General features: G+C 37.0%; 20 protein-coding genes and 3 pseudogenes. 12 read left to right on the top strand and 11 right to left on the bottom strand.

From position 1 onward, the window contains the following. Positions 1 to 39 precede the first annotated feature (39 nt). The 5 genes from EIB73_RS00495 to EIB73_RS00515 all read right to left on the bottom strand — a co-directional run bounded on the left by EIB73_RS00495 (position 40) and on the right by EIB73_RS00515 (position 7133). Positions 40 to 3285, bottom strand: a complete 3246-nt coding sequence (locus tag EIB73_RS00495; RefSeq protein ID WP_125021588.1) for an efflux RND transporter permease subunit — start codon at positions 3283 to 3285, stop codon at positions 40 to 42. Positions 3286 to 3379: 94 nt separating this feature from the next. After that, entirely contained in the window at positions 3380 to 4456 is a 1077-nt protein-coding gene (locus EIB73_RS00500; protein ID WP_125021590.1) for an efflux RND transporter periplasmic adaptor subunit, read from the bottom strand. 109 nt (positions 4457 to 4565) lie between these two features. Next, positions 4566 to 5861, bottom strand: a complete 1296-nt coding sequence (locus EIB73_RS00505; protein WP_125021592.1) for a TolC family protein — start codon at positions 5859 to 5861, stop codon at positions 4566 to 4568. Between the two features lie 281 nt (positions 5862 to 6142). Then, positions 6143 to 6454, bottom strand: coding sequence for a rhodanese-like domain-containing protein (locus tag EIB73_RS00510; RefSeq protein ID WP_125021594.1), 312 nt, complete (start codon positions 6452 to 6454; stop codon positions 6143 to 6145). A gap of 70 nt (positions 6455 to 6524) precedes the next feature. After that, positions 6525 to 7133, bottom strand: a complete 609-nt coding sequence (locus EIB73_RS00515) for a Crp/Fnr family transcriptional regulator (RefSeq protein ID WP_125021596.1) — start codon at positions 7131 to 7133, stop codon at positions 6525 to 6527. 232 nt (positions 7134 to 7365) lie between these two features. Here EIB73_RS00515 and EIB73_RS00520 point away from each other — a divergent pair, with 232 nt between their 5' ends. From EIB73_RS00520 to EIB73_RS00565, 11 genes and pseudogenes are all read left to right on the top strand, one after another. Further along, positions 7366 to 9051, top strand: a complete 1686-nt coding sequence (locus EIB73_RS00520) for an amino acid permease (RefSeq protein WP_125021598.1) — start codon at positions 7366 to 7368, stop codon at positions 9049 to 9051. 127 nt (positions 9052 to 9178) lie between these two features. Next, positions 9179 to 10207 carry a WD40/YVTN/BNR-like repeat-containing protein gene (locus EIB73_RS00525; protein ID WP_125021600.1) on the top strand — a complete coding sequence of 343 codons (1029 nt, stop codon included), beginning with the start codon at positions 9179 to 9181 and terminating at the stop codon, positions 10205 to 10207. A 157-nt stretch (positions 10208 to 10364) separates the two neighbouring features. Beyond that, positions 10365 to 11723, top strand: a complete 1359-nt coding sequence (gene hemN / locus EIB73_RS00530) for an oxygen-independent coproporphyrinogen III oxidase (protein WP_125021602.1) — start codon at positions 10365 to 10367, stop codon at positions 11721 to 11723. Between the two features lie 164 nt (positions 11724 to 11887). Beyond that, entirely contained in the window at positions 11888 to 12400 is a 513-nt protein-coding gene (locus tag EIB73_RS00535) for a GNAT family N-acetyltransferase (RefSeq protein WP_125021604.1), read from the top strand. 88 nt (positions 12401 to 12488) lie between these two features. Further along, positions 12489 to 13190 (top strand): annotated as a pseudogene (locus EIB73_RS00540) (VIT1/CCC1 transporter family protein). Positions 13191 to 13319: 129 nt separating this feature from the next. Further along, positions 13320 to 13817 carry a hypothetical protein gene (locus EIB73_RS00545; protein ID WP_125021606.1) on the top strand — a complete coding sequence of 166 codons (498 nt, stop codon included), beginning with the start codon at positions 13320 to 13322 and terminating at the stop codon, positions 13815 to 13817. Positions 13818 to 13826: 9 nt separating this feature from the next. Further along, positions 13827 to 13958, top strand: coding sequence for a hypothetical protein (locus tag EIB73_RS15260; protein ID WP_262706706.1), 132 nt, complete (start codon positions 13827 to 13829; stop codon positions 13956 to 13958). Positions 13959 to 14018: 60 nt separating this feature from the next. Beyond that, positions 14019 to 14537: pseudogene (locus tag EIB73_RS00550) on the top strand (chromate transporter); the annotation flags it as partial. Between the two features lie 266 nt (positions 14538 to 14803). Further along, the gene (locus EIB73_RS00555; protein ID WP_125021611.1) at positions 14804 to 15190 is read left to right on the top strand and encodes a hypothetical protein; all 387 of its coding nucleotides are present in this window, start codon (positions 14804 to 14806) and stop codon (positions 15188 to 15190) included. A gap of 285 nt (positions 15191 to 15475) precedes the next feature. After that, a complete protein-coding gene (locus tag EIB73_RS00560; protein ID WP_125021613.1) occupies positions 15476 to 16378 on the top strand; it encodes a histone deacetylase family protein in 903 nt (300 codons plus the stop codon). Between the two features lie 90 nt (positions 16379 to 16468). Then, a complete protein-coding gene (locus EIB73_RS00565) occupies positions 16469 to 16663 on the top strand; it encodes a hypothetical protein (RefSeq protein WP_125021615.1) in 195 nt (64 codons plus the stop codon). Here EIB73_RS00565 and EIB73_RS00570 read toward each other — a convergent pair. Further along, positions 16640 to 17806: pseudogene (locus EIB73_RS00570) on the bottom strand (ATP-binding protein); the annotation flags it as partial. The gene EIB73_RS00565 and the pseudogene EIB73_RS00570 overlap by 24 nt on opposite strands. A gap of 94 nt (positions 17807 to 17900) precedes the next feature. On the opposite strand from EIB73_RS00570, the gene EIB73_RS00575 reads away from it, so the two are divergent. Continuing rightward, the gene (locus EIB73_RS00575) at positions 17901 to 18779 is read left to right on the top strand and encodes an IS982 family transposase (RefSeq protein ID WP_125021619.1); all 879 of its coding nucleotides are present in this window, start codon (positions 17901 to 17903) and stop codon (positions 18777 to 18779) included. Here EIB73_RS00575 and EIB73_RS00580 read toward each other — a convergent pair. The 5 genes from EIB73_RS00580 to EIB73_RS00600 all read right to left on the bottom strand — a co-directional run bounded on the left by EIB73_RS00580 (position 18759) and on the right by EIB73_RS00600 (position 26517). Then, positions 18759 to 22481, bottom strand: coding sequence for a DNA repair ATPase (locus EIB73_RS00580; RefSeq protein WP_125021621.1), 3723 nt, complete (start codon positions 22479 to 22481; stop codon positions 18759 to 18761). The genes EIB73_RS00575 and EIB73_RS00580 overlap by 21 nt on opposite strands. Before the next feature lie 110 nt (positions 22482 to 22591). Beyond that, entirely contained in the window at positions 22592 to 24625 is a 2034-nt protein-coding gene (locus EIB73_RS00585; protein WP_228411255.1) for a flotillin family protein, read from the bottom strand. 104 nt (positions 24626 to 24729) lie between these two features. After that, positions 24730 to 25392 carry an OB-fold-containig protein gene (locus EIB73_RS00590; RefSeq protein WP_125021625.1) on the bottom strand — a complete coding sequence of 221 codons (663 nt, stop codon included), beginning with the start codon at positions 25390 to 25392 and terminating at the stop codon, positions 24730 to 24732. Positions 25393 to 25402: 10 nt separating this feature from the next. After that, positions 25403 to 26116 (bottom strand): PspA/IM30 family protein, encoded by a 714-nt coding sequence (locus tag EIB73_RS00595; RefSeq protein ID WP_125021627.1) that lies wholly within the window; start codon positions 26114 to 26116, stop codon positions 25403 to 25405. 2 nt (positions 26117 to 26118) lie between these two features. Beyond that, positions 26119 to 26517 carry a type III secretion system chaperone family protein gene (locus tag EIB73_RS00600; protein WP_125021629.1) on the bottom strand — a complete coding sequence of 133 codons (399 nt, stop codon included), beginning with the start codon at positions 26515 to 26517 and terminating at the stop codon, positions 26119 to 26121. Between the last annotated feature and the right edge of the window lie 75 nt (positions 26518 to 26592).

Consider the following 26592-nt stretch of genomic DNA (forward strand, 5'->3'; position numbering starts at 1 on the left):
TTCTCTGCCGAAATAGTTTACGGCAGAGAAATAGGTTAATTAATCCTGAAGATCTTTTTCAATAACCAATGGTTTTGCTTCTATAGTTGAAGGTTCGTTGTGAAGCCATTTTTTCTTTTCAGATATATAATAAATCAATGGTATGACTATCAACGTCAATAGTGTAGAAACGATTGCTCCAAACACCAACGAGATTGCCAATCCCTGGAAAATCGGGTCGAACAAAATCACGACGGCGCCAATTACAACCGCTCCGGTTGTTAATAGAATCGGTGTTGTTCTCACTGCTCCGGCTTCGATGATTGCACGTTTTATGGGTGCTCCTTCTTTCAAACGGATTTCAACAAAGTCAATCAAAAGAATAGAGTTCCGCACCATAATTCCGGCTAAAGCAATCATTCCAATAAAGGATGTTGCCGTAAAGAAAGCGCCTAACAACCAATGTCCGAGAACAATTCCAACCAATGAAAGTGGAATAGGGATCATCATCATAATTGGGGTTTTGAAGTTCTGGAACCAACCCACAATCAACATATATATAATGAGGATCACCACTAAGAAGGCGACACCCAAATCCCGGAAAACTTCCAAAGTTATTTGCCATTCACCATCCCATTTCACGGTATAATCAGATTCGTCTTTCGGCGCATTCATGTACAATTCGTTCAAGGAATATCCCGCGGGAAGTTTGATGTTTTTCAATTTTTCATCCATTCCCAGAATCGCATACGCCGGACTTTCTAAGCCTCCCGCCATATCTGCCAGAATATAAACCACGCGTTTTTGGTCTTTTCTGTAAATTGTTTTTTCTAAAGTTTCCCGTTGAACCTTTACAATATCACTCACGGGAACCATTCCTGCCTGACCTTTCACTTTTAAATCGGTAATGTCGGAAATGCTGGTTTTGTCGCCATCATTGAGTTTCATCACGATATCAATGCCGTCATTTGATTTTGGATCAAATAAATTTCCAACCGAATGTTCGCCAATCAAATAAGTTAGATTTCCAACAATTTGTTGAGGTGCAACGCCGTTCAGCATTGCTTTTTCTTTATCGGCAACGATTTTAAATTCAGTTTGGGGCGATTCAACCATCCAGTCAACATCAACAACATCATCGGTACTGATGAGGATTTTCTGAACTTCATCTGCAATTCGAACTTGCTCGTCATAATCTGGTCCGTAAACTTCAGCCACAATCGTTGATAAAACGGGTGGTCCAGGCGGAACTTCCACGATTTTTACATTCGCTCCATATTTTTTTGCAATCTTGTGAATTTCCGGACGAATCACCTTTGCAACATCATGACTTTGTAAATCACGATCTTCTTTATGCAAAAGATTCACCTGAATATCCGCAGTATTGCTGCTTCCACGCATATCGTAATGACGAACCAAACCATTAAAGGTAATCGGAGAAGCCGACCCAATATATGATTGATAATTCACCACTTCGGGAACGGTTTTCAGATATTGTGCAATGTCTTGCGTTACTGCAGCAGTTCGTTCTAAAGTCGTTCCTTCTGGTAAATCGATCACCACTTGCACTTCATTTTTATTATCAAATGGAAGCATTTTTACTGCGACCCATTTTGCCGCAAAAGCAAACATGGAAATCATCAATAGTACACCCGTAATTCCGAGCATCGTCCATCTTTTCTTTTTATTATCAAGCAAAGGTTGCTCAATCTTTTTGTATATTTTATAGATGAAACCGGTTTCTAAACCTTGCTCTTCTTTATGTTCCTCACTCTCTTTTACTTTTAATAAATGGAAACCTAAATAAGGCGTAATCGTTAAAGCCACAAATAGGGAAAGTAACATCGCAATCGAAGCGCCAATCGGCATTGGCGACATATAAGGTCCCATCATTCCAGATACAAATGCCATCGGCAAAATTGCTGCAATTACCGTGAATGTTGCTAAAATCGTCGGATTTCCAACTTCATTAATAGCGAAAACTGCGGCTTGCTTAAACGGTAATTTTTTCATGTGGAAATGCCGGTGCATATTCTCCGCAATAATAATACTGTCATCGACGACGATTCCCACGACAAAAACCAGGGCAAAAAGCGTAATTCTGTTCAAAGTATAACCCAACATATAATAGGCGAAAAGCGTCAAGGCAAAGGTTAATGGAACTGAAAAGAAAACGACTAAACCGCCTCTCCATCCCATCGCCAACATTACCAAAAGAGTTACCGCGACAATCGCAATTCCGAGGTGGCTCATTAATTCAGATACTTTGTGAGAAGCCGTTTCACCGTAATTTCGGGTAACTTCAACATGCACATCATCTGGAATTAAAGTTTTCTTTAAAGTTTCTACTTGATCCAGAATTTCCTCCGAAATTTTCATTGCATCTGCGCCTTTTACTTTAGAAACAGAAAGCGTCACAGCTGGATATTCCGATAAAAAACTCTTGCCTTTTGCAGTGGCATTTCCATAACCAAAATTCACGTAATTCTTCGTGGAGGAAGGTCCATCTTCAATTTTCGCAACTTGTTTTAAATAAACGGGCATATTTTGAGAAGTTCCAATTACCAGGTTTCCAACATCTTCAGCAGAATTTAAAAATTCACCAGTTGTCACCAAATATTCCTGATCGTTGCTGGCAAAACTTCCAGATTGAGAACTTCCGTTATTGGCCTGGATCATTTGCATAATGCCCAATGCATCAACATTGGATTCTGCCATTTTATCTTTGTCCACAATTACTTGCAACTGTCGGCTTCTTCCGCCAATCACGTTGGTTAGGGAAACGTCTTTAATTTTTTTGACTTCAGAAGCAAGTTCTTCGGTCATTTGTCTTAATTGAAAGTCGTTGTATTTTTCACTCCAAAGCGTCAATCCCAACATCGGCACATCGTCGATGGAACGGGTTTTAATTAAAGGTTCGTAAACTCCTTTCGGAAAGATGTTTTTATTTTTCATCATCTCGTCGTAAAGTTTCACATACGAACGTTCCGTGTCTTCACCCACGTAAAACTGCACGATAATCATCGCTTTTCCGTTCATCGCCATACTGTGAACGTGCTCTACACCTTTGATGTTGGAGATTATTTTTTCCAAAGGTTTCACCACGCGATTTTCTACTTCCGTAGGATTTGCGCCGGGATAACCAACCATCACGTCGGCCATCGGTACAATAATTTGTGGTTCCTCTTCTCTCGGTATTAATGTCGAACTGTACATCCCAATCGCCATCAATGCGACCATCAACAGGATTGATAGTTTTGAATTGATGAAGACTTCGGCAATACGTCCTGCTATTCCTTGTTGCATAATTATTAGTTTAATTTAACAATGAATCAATTTACCAGTGTAACAAATTTTATTTGAATTGATTGGTAGACTGTTACATTATTTTATTGTTACATTATTTAGTTACTTTGGCTCCGTTATAGAGTTTTCCTTGCGCCGAAACGATGTAAGGTTCTTTGGCTGTAAGTCCAGATAAAACTTCGACCTGATCGCCAAAATCTTTTCCTATTTTCACCCAACGAAGTACTGCGGTATTATTTGAACTGATGGTATAAACTCCCGTCAATTGGCCTTTTTCTACCAAAGCAGATTTGGGAATCATCACGCCTTCCTGAAAATCCTGATTCACTTTTCCAGAATTTTTAAAAGGAAATTGAGTATTGACAAACATTCCCGGTAATAAATTTTGACTTCCCGAAACATTTACTTTCACCATATATTGTCCACCCGTATTTGTGGAAGATTTACTGATTTCTGCAACCGTTCCGCCAACTTCTTGGTTTGTTGATTTCAAAGTAATTTTCACCGGCATTCCTTGGGTGATTTTGGTAATGTTTTGCTCTGAAACCAAAACTTGCGCTTGTAATGCCGACGGTGATTCGATGGTCAACAAAGGCATTCCCGGACTTGCCATATCGCCTTGTTCTGCATATTTCGCCGTAATTACTCCGGAAATTGGTGCGGTAATATTAGTGTAGCGATATTGAGAATTGACTTCGCTTTTCATGGCTTGTGCGGCTTGCAAACCTGCTTGAGCCATTTCGTAACGTGCTCTCATATCATCAAGTTCTTTTTGGGACGCACTTTGATTTTTATATAAATTCGAGAAACGCTCGTAATCTTTTTTAGCAATATTATAACTTGCCTGTGCTTGAGAAATTTGCGCATTGGCTTGTCCACCTTTTGCCTGAATATCTGTGGAATTGATGCTTACCAATAATTGTCCGGCACTTACGTTTTGTCCAACTTCGGCTTTCATTCCCGTGATGTAGCCCATCATTCTGGTACTTACATTGACGGTATTTTTCGCCACTAATTTTCCACTTGCACTTGCATAAGCACCTTCAGAATTATTTCCGGATTGATTTACGGTTATTTGAATTGGCGTCTGCTTCAGTGTTGCATCCTTTTCGTCTGCCGAACAACTCATGGTTAATCCTAAAAGAAGGACGGAGTAAACTAATATTTTCATAATTTTATTTTTTAAGATAATAGACTGATAGATAATAGACTGATAGACTTTAGACAAAGAGATGTGAGAATAGAATAGGTCTCAAATCTCGTGTCTCTTAATCTCACGTCTACTTCAGAAATTTAAAGTATTCCAGGGCCGAATTATATTCGAAAATCGCTTGTTGGTATTCCAGTTCTTTTTGCGACATTTGAGTTTCGGCGGAAAGCAAATCAGAGGATTTTTCTAAACCTTGCTCGTATCTGTTTTTACGGATTCTATAGGCTTCTGCACTTTGATCCCAAGATAATTTGGTCAATGAAACTTTGTTGTCTGCATCTAAAACTTGGCGATACGATTTGTTGAATTCTAACTGATTTTGCTTTTGATATTGCTGAATTTCAGTTTGTGCTTTTGATAAATCGGCTTTGTAAACTTCCTTTTCGCTTTTGGCTTTGTAACCATCGAACACATTCCAGGAAAGTTGAAGTCCGAGTAAATAACCATTACCATTGAATTTGTACACTTTTTTGTCGTTCAATTCAAAACTTCCAAAGGCATTTAGTTTTGGTAAAAACTTCGCATCCGCATATTTCATCATGTAATCATACGCTTCCAAAGATTTCTCATAGGCTTGCAAATCTTTTCTGTTTCCGTTGAGTTTTGGATTTTGCTCCAAAATATTTTCCTGATAAGAAAATTCATCCATGGGTTTGAAGACTTTATTTTCAGAATCTTCATTCAATAAAAAATAAAGATAATCTGATGCATTTCTCACATGCGATTTCGCATATTGAATTTGACTTTCAATCTCAGAAACTCTCACATTCATATATAAAACTTCAGATTTCTGAATCATGCCGTTTTTGTAATAATTGTCGATCACTTTTTTGTTGGCAAGGGTGGTATTTTTTGCTTCTTCCAAAACTTTCACAACCTTATATGCCATTTGTAATTGCAGATAGGCTTTATTCAAATCAAACTGCAGATATTCTTTCGTACGTTCTGCTTTAATTTTCAAAACATCCACTTTTACTTCTCCCGCTTTTTTCTGATAAACCGCATCTTTATTAAAAATGGGTTGCTGCACTTCTAATTTCGTTGCGAAATTGAAAATGTTATCAGGTTTATTTAATTGAGTTGGATCAAAATCCATCATCGTAATTCTGGATTGGTTGAGTTTTGTTCCGAATGCCATTAAAGGACTGTTGGTCACAGTGCCTGTGTAGGACGCAGTTACGTTGGGTAAATACATTGCGCGAGTTTGCAATAAACCTGCTTCTGCAGAATTCACTTCATCATTCGCCAATTTCACGGAAAGGTTCTGACCTTCAATTCTGGTTTCTAAATCTTTTTTAGAAATCTGAATGGTATCCTGAGCAAAAAATTGTGTTGATATAAATAGTAGAAATAATACTTTTTTCATGTGTAATTTATTTGATGACAAAAGTATTGCAGTAAAAAATCGTGCACAGTGACAAATGTTACATAGAATCTTTTAATATTGGGAATTAGCGGTTCTTGTTTTCGCGCGGATTTCACAGACTTACACGGATGAATGTGTTACTTTGAAATGATTAGTCGATGTCATAAAAAAATCTGTGGAAATCCGTGTGATCTGTGCGCTTAAAAATAGTTAAGATGTGGTGTAAAATGAAAAACCCCGAAATTAATCGAGGTTTTTATCTGCAGAATATAGTGATGTGTTTAAATTTTACCATTTAAACTTCCCCAACCGCCGCCGTTGTGAACGTCGGTATAGCCATTATTCAAAAGAATTGTTTTCGCAGAACCACTTCTCATTCCAGATGCGCAACATGTAATAATCGTTTTGTTTTTGTCTTTTAATTTTGAAAGATTGTTTTGAAGTTGATCCACCGGAATATTGATGGAACCTTTAATATGTCCACCCGCAAATTCACCTTTGCTGCGAACATCAAGGATGATTGCACCTTTATTTACAAGGTCTTTGTAATCTGTTTTTGTGAAGCCGAAAAATTGATTAATAGTATCTAACATAATTTTGAGTATTTGATTGATTTAATACTGCAAATTTAGGTCAGCTAAATTGGGACTACAGTAATCTATATCACAGAAGTTCAATTTTATTTCGGGAAAGAATTAAAAGATGGTCTTTTTCCATTTGTTTCAGAACTCGGCTTGTTGCTTCCCGTGTAATTCCAAGTTCATCCGCTAATTGCTGATGCGTCACCGAAATTTCTTTAGAATTATACAGTTGAGTTTTCTGTTTGATGAGGTGTAAAAGTCGCGTATCAATTTTTTGAAAAGCCACCGAATTCACAACATCGAGTAGTTCCTCAAAACGTTTTTGATAGAGATCAAAAATAAATTCCGTCCAGTCCGGATATTTCTTCACCCATTCTTTGGCTTTATCCGCTGGAATCAGCATGATATCTGCACCTTCTTCTACGATTGCTTTGATTTTCGAAGTTTCATTTTTCATTCCGGAAAGAATCGAAACAATGCAACTTTCGCCCGGCGTTAAATAATAGAGTAGGATTTCGCGACCGTCTTCTTCCGTTCTAATGACTTTAATACTTCCGGAAATAACAACCGGAATATGTTTGATGTAAGAATCCATGTTCACGATCGTTTCACCCGCTTCAAAATGTTTCAGGTTACCGGAATCTTCAATTTCTTTCACTAAATCGGACTGGAAAATATCTTTTAAAATCATGGCTTAAAGTTAATAAAAACTCATGAAGTGAAAGCCATCTTCTATGTCTTGCTGGCGTTTCAGTAGAATATTCATCTCTTCCATTTCATTTTTCATTATTAAAGTTTTTACGTTTTCATTATGAAACTCAGTTTTTTACTGATTTGGAAAGACTTTTTCGAAAAGAAATTGCCGAAAAATAGTTAATCATTGCTAAATTTTTATATTTTTGGGAATCTTAAACAAATAAAAAATGTCAAATCTTTGGAGAACCAAACCCCTGAGTCAACTTTTGTCAGAATCTGACGAGACCTCAGACGGTTTGAAAAAAACATTGTCGTCTGCATCTTTGGTAGCCTTAGGAATCGGTGCAATTATTGGAGCCGGACTCTTTTCAATCACGGGACTTGCAGCAGCAAATTATGCGGGACCTGGTATCATGATTTCCTTTGTCATCGCAGCCATTGGTTGTGCTTTTGCCGGCTTGTGTTATGCGGAATTTGCCTCGATGATTCCTGTCGCAGGAAGCGCTTATACGTATTCTTATGCCACCATGGGCGAATTTATCGCTTGGATTATTGGGTGGGATTTAGTCCTCGAATATGCCGTAGGAGCCGCAACCGTTGCATCGAGTTGGTCAGGCTATCTCGGTAAATTCCTGGAAAGTTTTGGAGTTTCACTGCCTCATAATTTAATGATGACGCCTTTTGATAATTATATTGTTGATGGCGTAACGCACACCGGTTTGATTAATCTTCCTGCGGTTTTCATTGTAAGTATCATGTCAATGGTCTTAATCAAAGGAACCAGCGAATCAGCTTTTGTAAATACTTTAATTGTAATTTTAAAAGTTGCCATTGTTATTATCTTTATCGTGGTTGGTTGGAAATATGTAAAAGCAGAAAACTTAACGCCTCTAATTCCGGCGAATACCGGTAAATTTGGGGAGTATGGATGGTCCGGAGTCATAAGGGCCGCCGCGGTAGTCTTCTTTGCCTATATTGGTTTTGATGCCGTTTCAACCGCTGCTCAGGAAACAAAAGATCCTAAAAAATCGATGCCAATCGGTATCATGGGATCTCTGATTATCTGTACTGTTTTATACATCATCTTTGCTTACGTTATGGTGGGTGTTGTTAATTACAAAGCATTTACTGCCGGTGGTGGTGGAGATCACTTAGCGCCGGTTGCGATTGCAATTGAAGCCATGGGAAGCGTAGTAAACGGAACAATGGTTCCAGCATATCCGTGGTTAAATACTTCTATTATTTTAGCAATTTTACTTGGTTATTCATCCGTAATTTTAGTAATGTTAATGGGTCAAAGCCGTGTATTCTATTCAATGAGTAAAGATGGTTTGTTGCCAAAAGTATTTAGCGAAGTTCACAAAAAATTCAGAACACCTTATAAATCCAATCTTTTCTTCTTGGTTTTTGTAAGTTTATTTGCGGCCTTTGTCCCGGGAAGAGTCGTAGGAGAAATGACAAGTATTGGAACTTTATTTGCCTTTATTTTGGTGTGTATTGGAGTTTTGGTAATGAGAAAGACACAGCCAAATGCGCCGCGTGCTTTTAGAACACCATTGGTTCCGCTAATTCCGGTATTAGGAGTTTTAGTATGTTTAGGAATGATGGTTTTCTTACCATTTGACACCTGGATCCGTTTGGTTTGTTGGATGATGATCGGTTTAGATGTCTATTTGTACCGAGGAATTAGAAATTCTTATCTGGGTAAACAAAATAACACCACAGGAGATCCGAAGAATTATACGGTAACTGCAATTTCTGGTATTGGCATGACCATTCTTTTAGCAGTATTGGCCTACCTTCACCATCAGGATGCAGAGGTTGATGACAGCGGATTAATCATGTTCTCCGTAGCAATGATCGTTATTCACGCTATTTTATACGGATATTACTACATTAAATACAGAAAGTAATAAACCTTCAATTAAACTTAATTCTCGTCGTTATGGCGGGAATTTTTTTTATATTAGTACGATAAAACGCTCTGTTTTTTCCCTATTCCAATCTTAAATTCTTTATTTTTGAGTAATATTAATTCCAATGAAAAAATCCTTCAGTCTTCTTTTATTTCTATTTTGTCTAAGTTTTTCCTTCGCGCAAAAGGTTGATTTTCAAACGTTATTAAAAGATAAAATCTCTATTCGCGCTTTGCAGATTTATGATGGAAAGGTTTGGTATTCCGGAACTGATTCAAAATTCGGATTTGTGAGTTTAAAGGATTCTACAGATAAAAAGCAAATGAGATTGTCCGAAAAGAATTTGCAGTTTCGAACTTTGGCGCAGAACAAGACTGATTTTTATGCCGTCAATATCGAAAGTCCCGCTTACTTTTTTAAGATTGACAAAAAGTCTTTAAAATATGAAATTGTCTTTACAGACACTGCGAAAACAGCTTTTTATGATGCGCTACACTTTAGTAAAGATGGATTTGGTTTTGCTTTAAGTGATCCTAACGGAAAAGAATCGGCAACTTCATCGCTTAAAATTGGGAGCAAGTTTTGGCAAAAATGTAAGGGAAATTGTTTGCCGGAATTTAAAATCGGTGAAGCGGCATTTGCGGCAAGTAATACCAATATTGCGTCATCTAAAAAACACATGTGGTTCGCAACTGGCGGGTTATATTCCAGAATTTTCAGACAAAATATAAAATCCCGCACGTGGGAAGTTTTCGAAACTCCTTTCATACAAGGAACTTCCTCACGAGGAATTTATTCTATTGATTTCTACGACGACCAATTCGGAATTGCAGTCGGCGGAGATTACACCAAACAGGCAGAAAATATTAATAATATCGCCACCACCAATGATGGTGGAAAAACATGGCAAATTCAAGCTTCCGGAAAAAATGGGGGTTATAAAACTTATGTAAAGTTTCGTCCGAAATCCAAAGGAAAAGACATCATCGCAGTGGGTGACCAAAATATAGAATTCTCCAATGATTATGGCAAAACGTGGACAACCATTTCCGAAGAAAAAGGATTGTATGTTTGTGAATGGATTGATCAAAATACTTTAGTATTTGCCGGAAAAAACAGAATTATTAAAATGAAGGTTAATAATAATTTTTAAAAATTGTGTAAAAATATTTGCATTAGAAACTCTCAAAACTCATCTTCAATATGTACAAGTTCTATCTCATAATTCGACCACTCCTAACTTATTTTGTATTTTTGCAAAACGAAATTTCAAAATGAATTTCAGAAATCTTTGTAAAAAAAAGTAAGAAATGAATTCTTTAATCGATAAATATAATATTCCCGGACCTCGATATACGTCTTATCCAACCGTTCCTTTTTGGGATGACGCCAGTTTCACGAGCGATCTTTGGCAACAATCTGTCCTCAGAACTTTTAATGAAACTAATGATTCCGAAGGGATTTCAATTTATATCCACTTGCCATTTTGTGAGCAACTTTGTACGTTTTGCGCCTGTCACAAAAGAATTACCAAACAGCATTCTGTAGAAACTCCATATTTAGAAAGTGTTTTAAAAGAATGGGATCTGTATGTGAAACTTTTCGGCAGAACTCCAAAAATTAAGGAACTTCATTTAGGAGGCGGAACTCCGACCTTTTTCTCTCCTGAAAATTTGAGAATATTATTGGAAGGTATTTTTGCAAAAGCAGAAATAGCTGAAAATCCACAGTTTTCTTTTGAGGGACATCCGAATAATACTACGAGAGACCATTTGCAGACTTTATATGATTTAGGTTTCCGACGTGCCAGTTTTGGCGTTCAGGATTACGATCCGAAAGTTCAGAAAGCCATCAACAGAATTCAGCCTTTTGAAAACGTAAAGAACGTGACAGAAATGGCGCGTGAAATAGGTTATGAAGGCGTTTCTCACGATTTAGTTTTCGGCTTACCTTTTCATACTTGGGAGAAAATGGAATTTACGATCCGTAAAACTTTAGAATTGAAACCAGACCGTTTGGCTTTTTATTCTTATGCACACGTTCCTTGGATTAAAGGCGTTGGACAAAGAGGTTTCGACGAAAATGATTTGCCAAGTGGTGAAGAAAAACGTAAGTTGTATGAAAACGGAAAAAAATTGTTAGAAGAATTAGGGTATATCGAAGTAGGAATGGATCACTTTGCTTTGCCACACGACGATCTTTACCAGTCGATGATTTCAGGAGATATTCACCGTAATTTTATGGGTTATTCTTCCAGTAAAACCAAATTAATGGTTGGTTTGGGAATGTCGGCAATTTCAGATTCTTGGTATGCATTTGCCCAAAGCAATAAAACTGTAGAAGAGTATCAGAAGATTGTAGAAGAAGGAATTATTCCGGTGGTCAAAGGTCATATTTTGAATGAAGAAGACTTGGTGATCAGACAGCATATTTTAAATTTAATGTGTCGTTTAGAAACCTCTTGGGATCTACAAACCAGTTTCCCGGAAATAGAAAATGCTTTAGAAGCATTGAAAGAAATGGAAGCTGATGGTTTGGTGGAAATATCAAATAATACTATAAAAATCACTGAAAAAGGTCGGGCCTTCACTAGAAATGTTGCCATGACTTTTGATTTAAGAATGATGCGAAATAAACCGGAAACCCGTATTTTTTCGATGACCATATAATTTCATGTAAAGAATAAAAATGTAAAAGCGACTTGAAAGAGTCGCTTTTTTTGTTGACGTGAAATCTATTTTCCAGGTCTGAATGTTTACTGAGTCGAAGAAATTGAACTCTTGTACAGGTTTTAATTATCTTTACGATAAGAAGTTAAATTTTACATCAAGCTATGACAATAACGAACAGTAATTTGGATGATATTACGGAAATTTTCAGACTCTATCAACTCGCCAGAGATTTTCAAAAAATACAATTTCCTGAAAACCTGTGGCCGGAATTTGACCGGGATTTTATCGCAACTGAAGTGATTGAGAACAGACAGTTCAAAATAGTCATCGACAATAAAATTGCCTGTATCTGGGCAATCACTTATAATGATGCGGATATTTGGGAAGAGAAGGAAAATAATGATGCAATTTACATTCACCGCATCGCTACAAATCCAGAGTTTAGAGGAAATAATTTTGTTCAGATGATTGCCGATTGGTCTAAAGATTTTGCTAAAAAAGAAAATAAAAAATTCATTAGAATGGATACCTGCGGACAAAACGATCGCCTGATTAATCATTATAAAAATTGTGGATTTGAATTTTTAGGAATGAAAAAATTAAAAGATTCATCGGGATTGCAAGCCCATTATCATAATGCAGATGTCTGCTTTTTTGAAATCGAATTAAAATAGTAATTCGACCACAATGCGTTTTTTAGACTTCTCTTTGAATAACTTTTTTATTAATAAACATTAATCTTTTTAATAAATTAAAAATAAAATGGCAAACCTCGATACCTACCTAGATTCGCATTACATTCACCGCAGTAATTGGTTAAGAGCCGCAGTTCTCGGCGCCAATGACGGAATAATTTCTGTTTCCAGTTTAGCCATTGGTGTGGCCGCTGCAAGTTCCACCACGGAACCCATTGTTTTAGCAACGGTCGCTGCTTTGGTTGCGTGAGCACTTTCGATGGCGGCGGGAGAATATGTTTCTGTAAGTTCTCAAACCGATATTGAAACGGCAGATATTGAAAGAGAGAAGCAGGAATTATTAGAAATGCCGGAAGCGGAGCTGCATATGTTGGCGAAAATTTACGAGCAACGAGGTTTGAAAAAAGAAACTTCCATGCAAGTTGCCTTAGAATTAACGAAAGTTGATGCTTTAGGTGCGCATGTCCGGGATGAATTAGGCATTAACGAAATCAGTCAGGCTCATCCTATTCAGGGCGCTTTGGCGTCCGGAAGTTCTTTTGTAGCGGGTGGAGTTTTACCGCTTTTGGTAGTCCTGTTTGCGCCACTGAAAGGCATGGAGTATTGGCTCTATGGTTTCACGATTATTTCCCTGATTTTATTGGGCACTTTGGCAGCAAAAACGGGTGGTTCAAATATTGGGAAAGCTATTTTAAGAGTGACAATTTGGGGACAGATTGCCATGGGATTATCTGCATTCGTAGGTTATCTGTTCGGTGTTAATGTTTAACCGTTGCAAAAAGGTTTACAATTGAAAATTATTCTTTTGAAAGCCTTTTAATAAATTATAAATAAAACTTTTCGATTTAAAAATCAGTAGAAATTTACGATCCATATTTCATCATTAAAAAATAAAATCGTGAAAAAGATTATTCCAATTTTATTTGTAGTCGCTCTGATTTCCTGTAATAAACAGAGCGATCAAATTCAGGCTTTACAAAAGCGAGTTGATAGTTTGGAAAAAAAAGTGGCAGAGAGTTATAAACCTGGTTTCGGTGAATTTATGAGCGGAATTCAGGTTCATCACAATAAACTTTGGTTTGCAGGGCAAAATGAAAACTGGAAACTGGCTGACTTTGAAATTCATGAAATCATGGAAGCCATTGTTAATATTAAAAAATATCAGAAGGATAGAAAGGAAAGCGAAATGATTGATATGCTTAATCCAGCCTTAGATAATTTGGACATCGCAATCGAAAAACAAGATCCAAAACTTTTTAAAAACAGTTTTATTTCACTCACCAATACCTGTAATACCTGTCATCGTAAAACTGAGTTTGAATTTAATGTGGTGAAAATTCCCGATCAACCTCCCTTAAGCAATCAGGATTTTAGAAATCAACTTGAAAAAAAATAGGGCTGAGAATTGAATTATTTTTTGGTGAAGGTTGATGAAAACTTAAAAGGAATTGCAAAACTTTTTCTAAAATTAAGAATTATCGGTTTCGGCGGTCCGGCTGCACATATTGCCATGATGCAAGATGAAAGTAGTAGTTGAACGAACATTATTTCCTCGATTTACTTTGATAGAAATCGTAAATACTGTTTCCTGTTCGCTACCTATTCAAAACTCTTCTGGATCCTTCTGGAAATCGGTGCCATACTTTACGGCAGCGGTTATGTGCTGCTTGCGTTCATCGATACCGAAAGCGTTTCAACCGGAATGACCACGCGACAACAATTAATCGATGCGATTGCGGCAGTACAGTTTACGCCCGGACCCGTTTTCTCCTCCGTAACATTTATTGGTTATCAAATCAACGGTCTGTCGGGTGCAGTAATTTCGACGATTGCTATTTTTCTGCCGTCATTTGTTTTTGTGGCTTTCCTGAATCCTTTGGTAAAAAAAATGCGAAGTTCTGTTTTGTTTTCAGCCTTTTTAGATGCCGTAAATATAGCCTCGGTTGCCATCATTATTTCCGTGTGTTTTGCGATGTGTAAAGATTCGGTTAATGATTGGCGAACGATTTTAATTGCAATTTTAAGTATTGCGTTGACGTTTCGCTATCGAAAAGTAAACAGTGCATTTATTGTTTTGGGCGGTTCAATCCTAGGATATTTGTTGATGCTATTATGACAAAGAGAAAGTTATCAAAAGAAGGTTAATGGTTTTAAATAGAAGTATTTCAAAACGAATCATTCTGATAAATTGTTAATTAGTATTGGGTACTTTAATTGTAAGACAATTCACTTTGACATTTTTTATACAAGTAAAGTCGAAGTTCTCTTCATCAAAATTTTATGGTAATAATTCAATTTGTTATATTTACAAAAGCTTGTTGTAATCGAAATCTACAAACGGAATTGTGCAATCGCTGAACAAAATTTTAAAATGAAAAAAATATGGAACGAGAAAAAATCATAAATTTTCTTGAAAAGTTTGATTATCGTTATTCTGTAAAAAATCAGGTCATAGAAGTGAAACTGGATTTTTCACAAAAAGTGATGATTGATTTATCCGAAACTACTAAAATAAAAATTTCTGATAAATTAGTGGGTTGGAACTTTTTGACCGGTTTATTAGTGATGAGTTTAAAAAATGCAATCATTTATAACTTCATTATGAGCATCATTTCATCGTTTGTTTTTTTCTATCTGCAATCACTTATTTCTTCTATAAATTTCATTCCTTTCTATTTTGTTTTTATTCTCTGGCTTTTAATGTCTATTCAGTACTATGTGATAAAATTAGAAAATTTCAAAAGCAGAATTATGAATTTACCGGAATAAAGAAATAGCAGATTTTAGTTCGAAAGGGTTCACTTTTCCCTTAAGAAAATGTAGCAATACTTAGTTTAGCGGAAATAAAGAAATGATTAAGCTTATCAATGAAATACTGGCTAAATAAGCAAATACACTACAATTTGAAGCAAGATGTTCGCCGTAGAATTGGTTACTTTGAGCTTTTGCCAGCACTATTTTTCTGCGATTATTTATATAGATATAAAGCAAAGATAAACTGCCGGTTATGTCATTCAAAGTTTTTTACAATAAAAAATAATATTCAACGCTCAAATGCTGCCCATCGCTTTTCATCCCATCTATAAACATCCTTTGCCGGAAGGTCACAAATTCCCCATGTTGAAGTATGAATTATTGCCTCAACAATTATTGTTGGAAGGTATTGCGGAAGAAAGTGATTTCTTCGCGCCTGACCGTGCTGATTTGCGATATATCTACGCCGTTCACGATAAAGATTATGTGGATTCTCTTTTAGATTTAACACTTGATGCCAGAGCGCAGCGAAAAATTGGTTTTCCCTTATCTGCAGCATTAATTGAAAGGGAGTTAAGAATTGCACAAGGAACAATTATAGGCTGTGAGAAAGCATTTGAAACTGGAGTTGCCTTCAATATCGCGGGCGGCACTCATCACGCGTTTACGAATCGGGGAGAAGGGTTTTGTATGTTGAACGATCAGGCAATAGCAGCGAATTATTTATTAGAGGAAAAATTGGCAAGTAAGATCTTGATCATCGATTTAGATGTGCATCAGGGAAATGGAACGGCAGAAATTTTTCAGCATAACTCTAATGTATTTACATTTTCGGTGCATGGTCAAACCAATTATCCGTTCAGTAAAGAAGTTTCTGATTTAGATATTGGACTTCCTAATAGAACTGCTGACGATGAATATTTGAAATTGATCAATGAGTATGTTCCGAAATTGATCGATCAGGAAAAGCCTGATTTTATATTTTATTTAAGCGGCGTTGATATTCTGGAATCTGATAAACTGGGAAATTTGAGTGTTTCTGTGGAAGGCTGTAAGAGGAGAGATGAAATTGTTTTATCGAACTGTAAGAAATTGCAAATTCCAGTACAAGTCAGTATGGGCGGAGGTTATTCTCCTGAAATAAAAACAATCATTGAAGCGCATACGAATACGTATCGTGTTGCTGCTGACATATATAATTAAATTTAAAGCCTTGCTTTTTTTCTAAACTTGGGAAGATTTTTTGTGATTCGCTTTTAGGGTTATAATTTCTATTTGTACCCCATCTTTAAAATGCAAACCCATCTTCTAGCCGTGATAGGAGTGGAAATCCCGCAGGCAGCAGGTCTATTTTTTCTAACGCCAAAAGAGCGACCAACGGAAGCTCCTTTTTGTGTTTTCAGAAAAAAAGAGCTGCAACAAGGGATTGAAACAGATAGCGCGATCAGCTTCTCCAACAGAAATTTACTTTCCGAATCCCTGTTTTAATATTTCTTTAATTCCTTCAATATGATCGGTGAATTCGGTGATTTGAGATAAAACCTGTGCCATATTATTCGCATCGCCGAAAGCTTTCAATTTATTATTTTTGAGAAAAGTTGCTTTAATTTCGTCCCAACGATCAGACTCCTCTGAAGTCATCATATTGGTCATTTTCTTAAACTTCAAAAGATTTGCTTCCGCAGCATTCGTCAGGGTTTGCGTTTCGTTTTGATAATGGGAGAGCAGGATAGTGTTGATTTCTTCATCGTTCATCATGGGAACGATTTTCGAAACAAGTTTATTCATGTCCCGATATGAACCTTGCAGCCTAAACGGTGGTTCAACGCGGTAAGAATCTTCCATCGCAGCGGAGGCAATGTAAGCGGCATTCGCCTTTAATAGAACATTTCTGACTTTAATCACTTTATCCAAAACAGCAATATAAGCCTCAATATCCTGTTTGGAATGATTGCCTTTTAATTCAAAACCCTCTTTCTTTCCGGTTTTTGCCATCTGAATTAAAGGATACAGATCTTCCGGATTTTTAGAAGCCAACTGCGTCAAAAGCGGATGTGAAGTCAGGGAGTTTTCAATCAAACTGAGCTTAAAAAGATCGGTCGTGTTGCCAATCACATCACCCAGATTATAAATGTCTGCCCGGTTGGCAAGCATGTCCGGGATTCGGAATTTTTCGCCGGTTTCCGTGTAGGGATTTCCGGCCATAACCACACAAAACTTCTTCGATTTCATGTCGTATGTTTTCGGTTTCCCATTGTAAACGCCTTCCATTTTTCGGGTGCCATCTGCCAGGGAAATAAATTTTTGTAAAAATTCCGGATTGCAATGCTGAATATCGTCGATATAAAGCATGACGTTATTTCCCATCTCCAGCGCTAAATTCAGCTTTTTTAATTCTTCTCTGGCGGCAGAATTTGTGGCAGATTCCGGATCTACAGAAGTGATATCATGACCGATTGCGGGTCCGTTTATTTTCACGAAAACCAAACCTAATCGGTTGGCCAGATATTCCATCAAAGTCGTTTTCCCATAACCCGGAGGCGAAACCAAAAGTAACATTCCGGAACGGTCGGTTCGTCGGTCATCTCCGGCGCTGCCCAATTGTTTTGCGAGATTATCTCCAAATAAGGGTAACCTGTTGTGCATTTAGAAATTGAAAGGAAAAAAGATTGTCCATTTGATTAAAAAATCGTATATTTAATTGATTACCAAGTCATTTAAATACATGAACAATCTCATTCAAAACTACGAAATTATTTTAAAAGAATTGACAGCAACCTGTAAACATATTAAGTCAAATAAGCAGATCAGACTCCCGAAAATGTCTGACTTGGAACTTGTGGCACTTAATATTACCGCTGAATACATGTCCATTAACTCTGAATTACAGTTGTTTAGATGTATTTCGGGAACCGATTTGGATGGGAAGATCGAGAGGAGCGTCTACAATAAAAGAAGGAGGAGGCTTTTTCCATATATTGAAAAAATAAGGGAGACCTTAAGCGGTAAATTTTCTGATTTCAGCGATGTCTTCATTGTTGATTCAACACCGATTGAAATATGTAAATTCAGTCGTGCAAACCGTTCGGCAATTTGTTCCACAGATGATATCAAACCTTCGTTTGGATATTGTGCCGCGCAGAAGTCAAGGTATTTTGGCTATAAACTTCATGCGGTTTGTGACAAGAATGGAATCTTTCACTCTTTTGATTTCACCCCTGCAAATGTTCATGATGTAAATTACCTCAAGGATATTAAGGAAAACTTTAAAAACTGTTTATTGATCGGGGACAGAGGATATATCAGTAAAAAATTTCAAGTAGATTTATTCAACTATTCCAAGATAAATCTTTCGGTCCCGATGAGGAAAAACCAGCATGGTTTTGTAGAGTTTTCAAGGACAAAATCAAACATAAGGAAACGGATTGAAACCAATATATCGCAACTATGCGGCCAGTTTACAATAAACGTGAACTTTGCAAAAACCTTTCAAGGTTTGGCGACAAGGATAGTGTCGAAAATAACTTCTTTTACGATGATTCAATACCTCAATTTTTTCGTCTTCAAAAGAAGTTTGAATAAACTAAAAGTTAATTTGTGCTAAATGCACAACAGGTAAGGGTAAATAAACCTGATCAATTAATTTGTTTCGAACAAAGGAAGTCAGGACTTTTGGCTCAAATTCATGCAGCCTCAAATTTTCTTTTAACTGAAGCGTAAGTTGATGTCTTTCATTTCTGAACTGCTCAAATTCCGGCACATCAATTTCGAAATACTCTTTCAGCAAATTGACAAAACGGTGGTAATTGAAATGGAAAGTTCCGTCCAAAATGGTTGAATGTGAACCCGCTAATCCAGTAATATCCGCGTCGGCATCTACCGAAATTATTTTCTCACTGCTTTCGTGTGGAAACAGTAAGAGCGCAATTACCTCATATACATATTCAAGATCGTTTTCCGTTTTTGAGTCTTTAATGTAAGAGGAAACCCATTGAAATGCGAGTTGAATTTTCGCCTCAAAATCGGTGGCTTTTTCTATTCCCTGTTTAAATTTGAGGTCTGTATTTTTCGCGGCAAGCACTTTTTGAAAATCTTCAACGAGTTGTTTTGCTTTGAGACTGATCACAAATGAATTATCTTTCATTAACTCTTGAAACAGATAAGTGGCAACCAATTCCGGCTCGATCTGCGCATTTTTTACCACTTCAACATTTTCAGAAAAAATTTTAAATTCTTTTTCCAAATCATCTAAAATATAATCAAACTGACTGCTTTTTGGAAATGTTTCTAAAACTTCGCCTGCAGATTTCATTTTTTGATTTAAAGTTTCCCGCTTTTCAGTTTCTAAATTTTGCCAGAAGAATTGTGCAAAGGCACGCGTTTTCGAATCAAAACGAAGCATTCCTAATGCATTGTGTTTTTCTAAAAGTGTTTTTAAAATTAATAAAGTATCCGCATCATGAACGCCTTTTATATAACCTTCCGAATAATTTTTGGAGGTTTCATCGGCTACGACTGCCTGAAGTTTTTCCGGGGTCATCGAAGTCAGTTCTTCGACAGGATAATTTTTAAATATTTTATAAGCTAAAAACGAAGCTCTGTAAATTTGACTGTTTTCTGAAACAAGATCCTGATTCCAGTATTTTTTACCTGAATTTAGAATATCACTTTTTAAAGGCTGATAAAAATCGGTGCCCGTCAAATGATAATTTAATTGGCCGTCTTTAAAAACAATTGTCAAGTCTAAATTCTGTTTGTTAACCGCAAATTTATGCTTCCCGAGTTTGATGATGTTTTCGCCGTCTTCGTATAATTCCTGCTTATCTTTCAGCTTTCGGAGAGCATCTTCTTTCGCAGATTTTAATTCCGTTTCGATGGATTCTGCTTTTCCAACATCGTCAAGATCAGTTAACTGTTTTATAAGCTCACGAAGTTTAGAAATCATTAAATCTGAGGCAAAATAACCATTGATTTCTTCTGTAGAATTAAAGGTCATGGCTTTACTCGCGACACTTTTTAAGATTCTTTTAGACGAATTTTCTACGGAGATGGCTTTTTTATTTCTCGCTTCTACCAAACTGTTTTTCTTGGTTTCAAAAGCGGTGTAAATTTCTTCGCGCTTTTCAATGATCAATTCGGAGAATTCCTCGTAATCGGCAAACCGTGCTTCCAGATCTTCTAACTGAACCGACATTTTATTCAGAGATTCTGCAATTTTATCCGGCGTATTTGCTCGGTCGATGGCATTTACGATACTTTGGTCGATCAGTTTCATCTGTGCGGCAAAATCTGCCTTGGCTTCCTCACCGCCCAAAGTACCGATCTTATTTTTAATCTCTGCTTTTACCTTATTTAAAGTTGCAAAAATTAAAGAAATATTGTTGATGATCTGGGTTGCGTGCGAAGTGTCGTCGATCTTTAAATTGGAAACGATGTCGATCAGCATTTCCAGGTCGGTCGTGATTTGATTGACTTCCTCTTCCAGTTTTTTACCTTCTGCAACTTTGGAGATCGCTTCAATTTCCGCCTGTTTTTCCTGAACTCTGAGGTGATAAGGTTCCAGCGCTTTTTCGTCTAATAAAAAGGTGACGCAATATTGAGAGATGCGTTCTGTTTGTTCAACAATCTCTTTTTCCAGATTTTCAATGAAAGATTCGTCAACATAACGAACCTCTTTCAAGCTGATCACTTCTCCACGTAAAGAACGCAGCTGTGCAAGATTGCTAACGAAAACATCAATATTATCGAGCGGCGAGGATTTTATGGTACTGAAAAGTTTATTGGCTTTTTCCTGAGTTTTAGTAATAATTTCCTGCGCATGTAAGCGAAGTTGAACTACTTTTTCAAATTCGTCAATCGCAGCATTTGCCGTGTTTTTAATTTCTAAAAGAGGCTGATTCAATTCGAAAGTATCTTTGGAATCGATCCAGTAATAGCCATCTAAAATATTCTGGGACAGTTTAGCTAAATCATTGTAAAGTCCATCGTAATTGTCATTTTTATTAAGAAGTGTGATGATCGAATTGGAGTCAGCCATCGCTTTTACAATGTCTTTATTGCCAATTTTATAAATGAAACTGTCTTTGTGAACGGATGGAATCAGATCTCCTTTAACAAAAGGAGTTTGCCAGATCTGAACGACATGATTTTTAGTCTGCTCATTTTCTGATTTAAAATAGCATAATTCACCCTCATTTAGAATTGTAAATCCATTGCAGATGATCGGAGTTTTAACTTCATGGGAGATCAGATTATAAGAAATCAGCACATATTGACCAGATGTTTCCTCATAGAAAACATACATAAAATCTTCCCCATTTGGCGAAGCAATACGCTCCTGAAATTTCAAGCCTTCCAGCGTATTTTCAAATATTTTATATTCTCCCGTTTGGAGATAATATCCGTTGGAAAAAATTAAACCATGATTGTCGGGAAGGAGAATTGCGGCATCTTTAATGCTGTCGATCTTCTGAACTTCCTGTAATTTATGGTTATAAACAAAGAAGCGCGGTTCTTCCTGAAAAGGTTTGATTTGTAAAGCGATCAGGTTTCCGAGGTCCGCAAATTTATAATCGCCGTCATCTAAAGTTTGATCAGGAAAATCAACATCTTCATCCAGAATACCTTTTCCGGATTCCGTATTATCTTCAATTTTAATGGTTAAAGTTCCACCGATGGTTTCTACAAAAACTTTATCAAGAATTGAAATATGCGGATATTTTCCATATTTCTGCATGTCTCTGGTCGCTTCCTGCCAAAGGAAATCATGCTGTTTTGGGAATTTATATTCGTGGTCGCTTCGGTTGTCAATATATTCCAAGTGATCTTCCCGAATCAGCCATTTAAAGGTTTTAATATCTGAGGTGCGATCACTCAGTTGAAAGACCATGTGCAGATAATTCCCGGAGATAAAGAACTTTCTAAATTCGGTATCGCGGTAGTATTTGTATAAATTTAAAAAATCAAAAAGAAACGTTTCATCGTCTAGTAAGTCAAGGTTTTGAGTCTTAAATTCTTCATTTTCATATTTGTAAATACTGAAAACATCTTCGATTTTAATATCGGTTCTCAAACCAAAATAGACGTTGTATCCAAAAATAGACAGATTTCCAATCGTTACAATATCACTCGGCGTACAGCTGTTCTCAGTGACAATTCGTTTGTTAGCGATCAACTTAGTCTCGATACTTCCGAAAACTTCTTTACGTGCACTGTTGAGTGAATTTAACCGTTCGATCAAATCCTTTTTTTGAGCCTCTAATCGACTCTGTATAATTTCGTAAGTGCCGCCTTCCAATGAATTCATTCTATAAAAGTATAGGTAGTGGTTAATGTGAGAAAACCTGATGTTTAATGATCAAATCGAAAAAATCCTGCAGAATTTTTGTTTATTCTGCAGGAATTTAAATGAAGTTTTTAGCCTAATTTTTTGTCAGTCAGACCAAGATTTTTAGCCATCGACATTAAGTTGGAGAATAAGCCTTGCTCGCTTTCATCTTTGCTTCTTTTTTGCAATTCGATAAGCAGACCGGCAACGGTTAGGTTTTTAATATCTTCTGAAGAAATTCCATATTTGTCTGCGAAACCTTTTATTTTTTCTAAAAGATTTCCACCATCCATATTTCCGTCTCCGAGAATGGATTCCTTAATTTCTGTAATATGTTCAGAATGGTTTACCAAACGGTCAAAGCCTTTAGCTTTCGTAATTTGTCCGACGATCTGATCGAAGAACATAGTCTCACCACCAACGATATCAATTTTCGCAGCTTTCAACGCTTCCCCAATAACGTTCGCCTGAGCGTCTGCGATATCTTTTTGGATATTAATTTGTGCCAGATCCACTTGGAGTTCTTTATTAAGACGCAATTTGAATTCTTCGTGTTCTTTTCCAACGCCATCCAGTTTTTTCATTGCATTTGCTTTCTCTTCGATGCCTTTTGCTTCTGCCATTGCTTTCTCGCGGATGACCTCTGCTTCTGCAAATCCAAGATCTCTTGCGGAAGTTGCTTTCGCCGTCATTCCGGCCGCTTCAGCCATAGCCATTTTTTCAACCACTATCGCATCTACGATTCCCTGACGTTCGTTGGCATCGGCTTTTGCATGCATGACCTGTGCCTCAGAAAGTCCAAAGGTTGCATCTTCTTTTGCTTTTGCTTCTGCTAAAATCTTACGGGCCTGCGCTTCTTTTTCACTCGCCACCATATGCGCTTCTGCATCGATGTTGATTTCTGCTGCTTTTTGTACCGCTGCTTCTTTTTCAGCTTCTGCCGCTCTTATGCGTTTGATAAATAATTCTTCACTGGACTTCTCTGCTAAAGTAATGGCAACTTTTTTCTCTCTGTCGGCTGTTTTGAAAGCTTCAATATCTTTCATGTTTTCCTGCTCCTGAACCACACCTTTTTCCAGCATCACTCTTTCACGAATGACATCCTGAATGTTTTTACGTTCAATCTCTACGGCTTTGTCTTTCTCAATTTGTGCCAGGGTCACAATTCTTTCGCGTTCGGTTTGTTCCAAAGCGCGGTCTTTTTCCACTCTTTCTGTTTCTACGGCTTCGGTTCTTTCTTTGTTTTTTAAGGCAACGATTACCAAACGATCTTTGTTTTCCTCTGCGACCGCAACTTTTTCTGAGGTATTAATTCGCGCAGTTTCAGATTTTAATCTTTCCTCTTCTGCAACTTTTAAGGTTTCCGCCAGTTCTCTGGATTTGATGTTTGCAATTTCTCTTTTCTGTTGCTCATCTTTCTCTGCCAATTGTTTGTCCAGGGCTAAAATTGCTTCTTTGGCTTCCACATCCTGTTTGCGAATTGTTTTTTCCTCGTCCCGTCTAATTAAATTTGCTTTAATATTTTGAGCTGCCGTTAATTCTGTGATTTTTTTAATCCCTTCAGAATCAAGTATATTATCTGCTTTTAAGTATGATAACGGTGTCTGTTCCAAATCATCAATCGCACAATCATCCAGAATATACCCGTTCAGATCAGTACCGATGATGGAAATAATCTCTGTACGGAATTCACTTCTTGCTTCGTAGAGTTCGATGAAGTCAAACTTTTTACCAACGGTTTTAAGGGCTTCAGAAAATTTAGCATCGAATAAGGTACGCAGCACTTCCATGTCTGAAGCTCTTTCGCAACCAATGGTTTGTGCTACATTAATAATATCTGCTGTGGATTTATTTATTTTAATAAAAAAAGTAACCTTAATATCCGCTCTGATGTTGTCTTTACAAATCAAGCCGTTGGCACCTGTGCGTTCTACATCCAGTTTCTTCACGGAAATATCCATGATTTCCATTTTGTGTAAAACCGGTACTACGAGACCCGCGTTGTAGAAAACTTTGGTGCCGCCGGCTCCGGTTCTCACGATCACTTTTCCCTGAATGATTTTTTTGTACATCGAGACGATCCAAACAAGAAGTCCGATAATGACCACTATAGTTGCGATCATAGTAATAAGTAAAGAGTTTCCTAACATATGATTTTGTATTAATTAAGGTGTTTTTTAAATGGATAAAGATTTTGTGAAAATAGTAAAATTTGACTGGTTAAAAATCAGTAGTCAAATTTTTCTACAAGATAATATTTTTTGTCTTTGCTTTCGGCAACAATCACAGCCGGTTGACCTGCGAGTAATTCTTCACTCGTGTTGCTTCGGGCGGAGAGTCGGATGGGGTCGCCATTGACGTTGAGTTGAACCTGGCCCGTTTTCAAATCATTAAGCGTAGAGAAAACAACACACCTTCTTCCCAGAAAATCAATTTCGGGCTCGCCTTTGTGATTGACCTGACGGTAAAGATAGGCGAGGGGTTTGCTGAAAATTTTAACAATGAAAAGACTCAAAATAAAGTTAGGAATTAATAGAAGAAAACCCACCAAAGTGCTTTCAATTCCAAGATAGTACGTAACGTTGATGCTAACAAACCACATGCTTACAAACATGATTGTCAGAACAAACATCAGCGGTAATTCATCAAAATTAAAGAACTGAAGGACTTTCATAAAACCACTGGCTTCAGAAGTTTCTGCTCGGTCGGGCAAGTCTTTGCCATGATGATCGAAATTGGTTTCCATATCTGCGGAATCAAAATCGATGCTGAATAAATCGGGATCCAGACCTGCAATAATCACCATTATCCAATACAAAACCATGATGATTGACATGATGCTGAAAAATGCATTCACAGGAGAAAAGGAAAGTTCTAAAAGTTCTTTCATAGGTCTTAGTTTATTCTTTGGAATGGGTAATTCCCAATTCTTCTTTTAATTTCTCGAGCTCGCTTTTGGCTTTTGTTTTAGAAACATCAATGGCTTTATCGATCTCTTCATCTATTGATTTTGCATTGTGTGCAATATCTCCGTATGCTTCAGATAATGCCTCTTCCTGTGCAACTTTTTCCTTCATTCTTTCCAGGAGTGCTACTGTTCCGTTGCTGTCGATCTGGGCCATTTGTTTATTTAAAGTTTTTGTGGCATCAGCAACCTTTACTCTGGATTTCAAAATCTTAAGCTCATTTTCCCATTTGGAAATATTTTGCTTGATGTTCTGCACGTTGCTTTCCATTTGAGATACATTTAAATCAAATTTCTCTTTATCTGCCAATGCTCTTTTCTGACCCGCTGCGGCTTCTTCTTTTTTAATTAAAGCTTCTGTCGCCAAACGGTCTGCTTCTGAAGAATCTAGATCACCGGACTGGGCTTTTTTCAAAATCAGCATGGCTTTTTCGTTATAATCTTCGCCTTTTGCCGCGTATTCCTGTACTTCATTTTTGGCCCGGATACTCATGGCTTTTACCTGTGCTAAAGCTTCCAGGCTTTTGTCCAGATCCTGTCTCATATCACGGATTCCTTGCTCGGTCATGGTGATTGGATCTTCAATTCCGTCGATTGCAGAATGTACTTCCGCGGTTCCTATTTTTAATAATCGCTTTAAAAATTGCATAATTAATTGTTTTTTGAAAAATTAATAATTTGTTCTGAATATTCGCTGAGTAAAACACTTAGAGAATTAATGGTGGCTTCAAATTCATTCTGATTCAGATTCTCCACCTGTAAAGAATCCCGAAAAATAACCTTTCGACCGGAATCATCCAATACAAATGCGCCATGAATGATATCCCGATTTTTCTGTAGAAGTGATTTGTAAACGTGATTTCCCGGCTCTTTAATTTCGAAGATAAACTGTTCAAAAATTACAATGGGTGGCGCCACGCAAATGATGAGATTCATGATTCCTTCCGATTCGTTGCTCACGATAAATATTCCTTCCTTTTGATTCTCCTGTTTTATTTCCAGTTGTAGATTTTGGAGGAAACCTTTAATTAATGAATAGTAGTCTTTCATATTCTAATTTATTATGAGTTAAAAATCGTTTTATTTTGAATACCAATATACATAAAAAGAAAATTTTAAAAGCCC

Origin of the sequence: Kaistella carnis (assembly GCF_003860585.1) — a bacterium.
Classification (GTDB): Bacteria; Bacteroidota; Bacteroidia; order Flavobacteriales; family Weeksellaceae; genus Kaistella; species Kaistella carnis.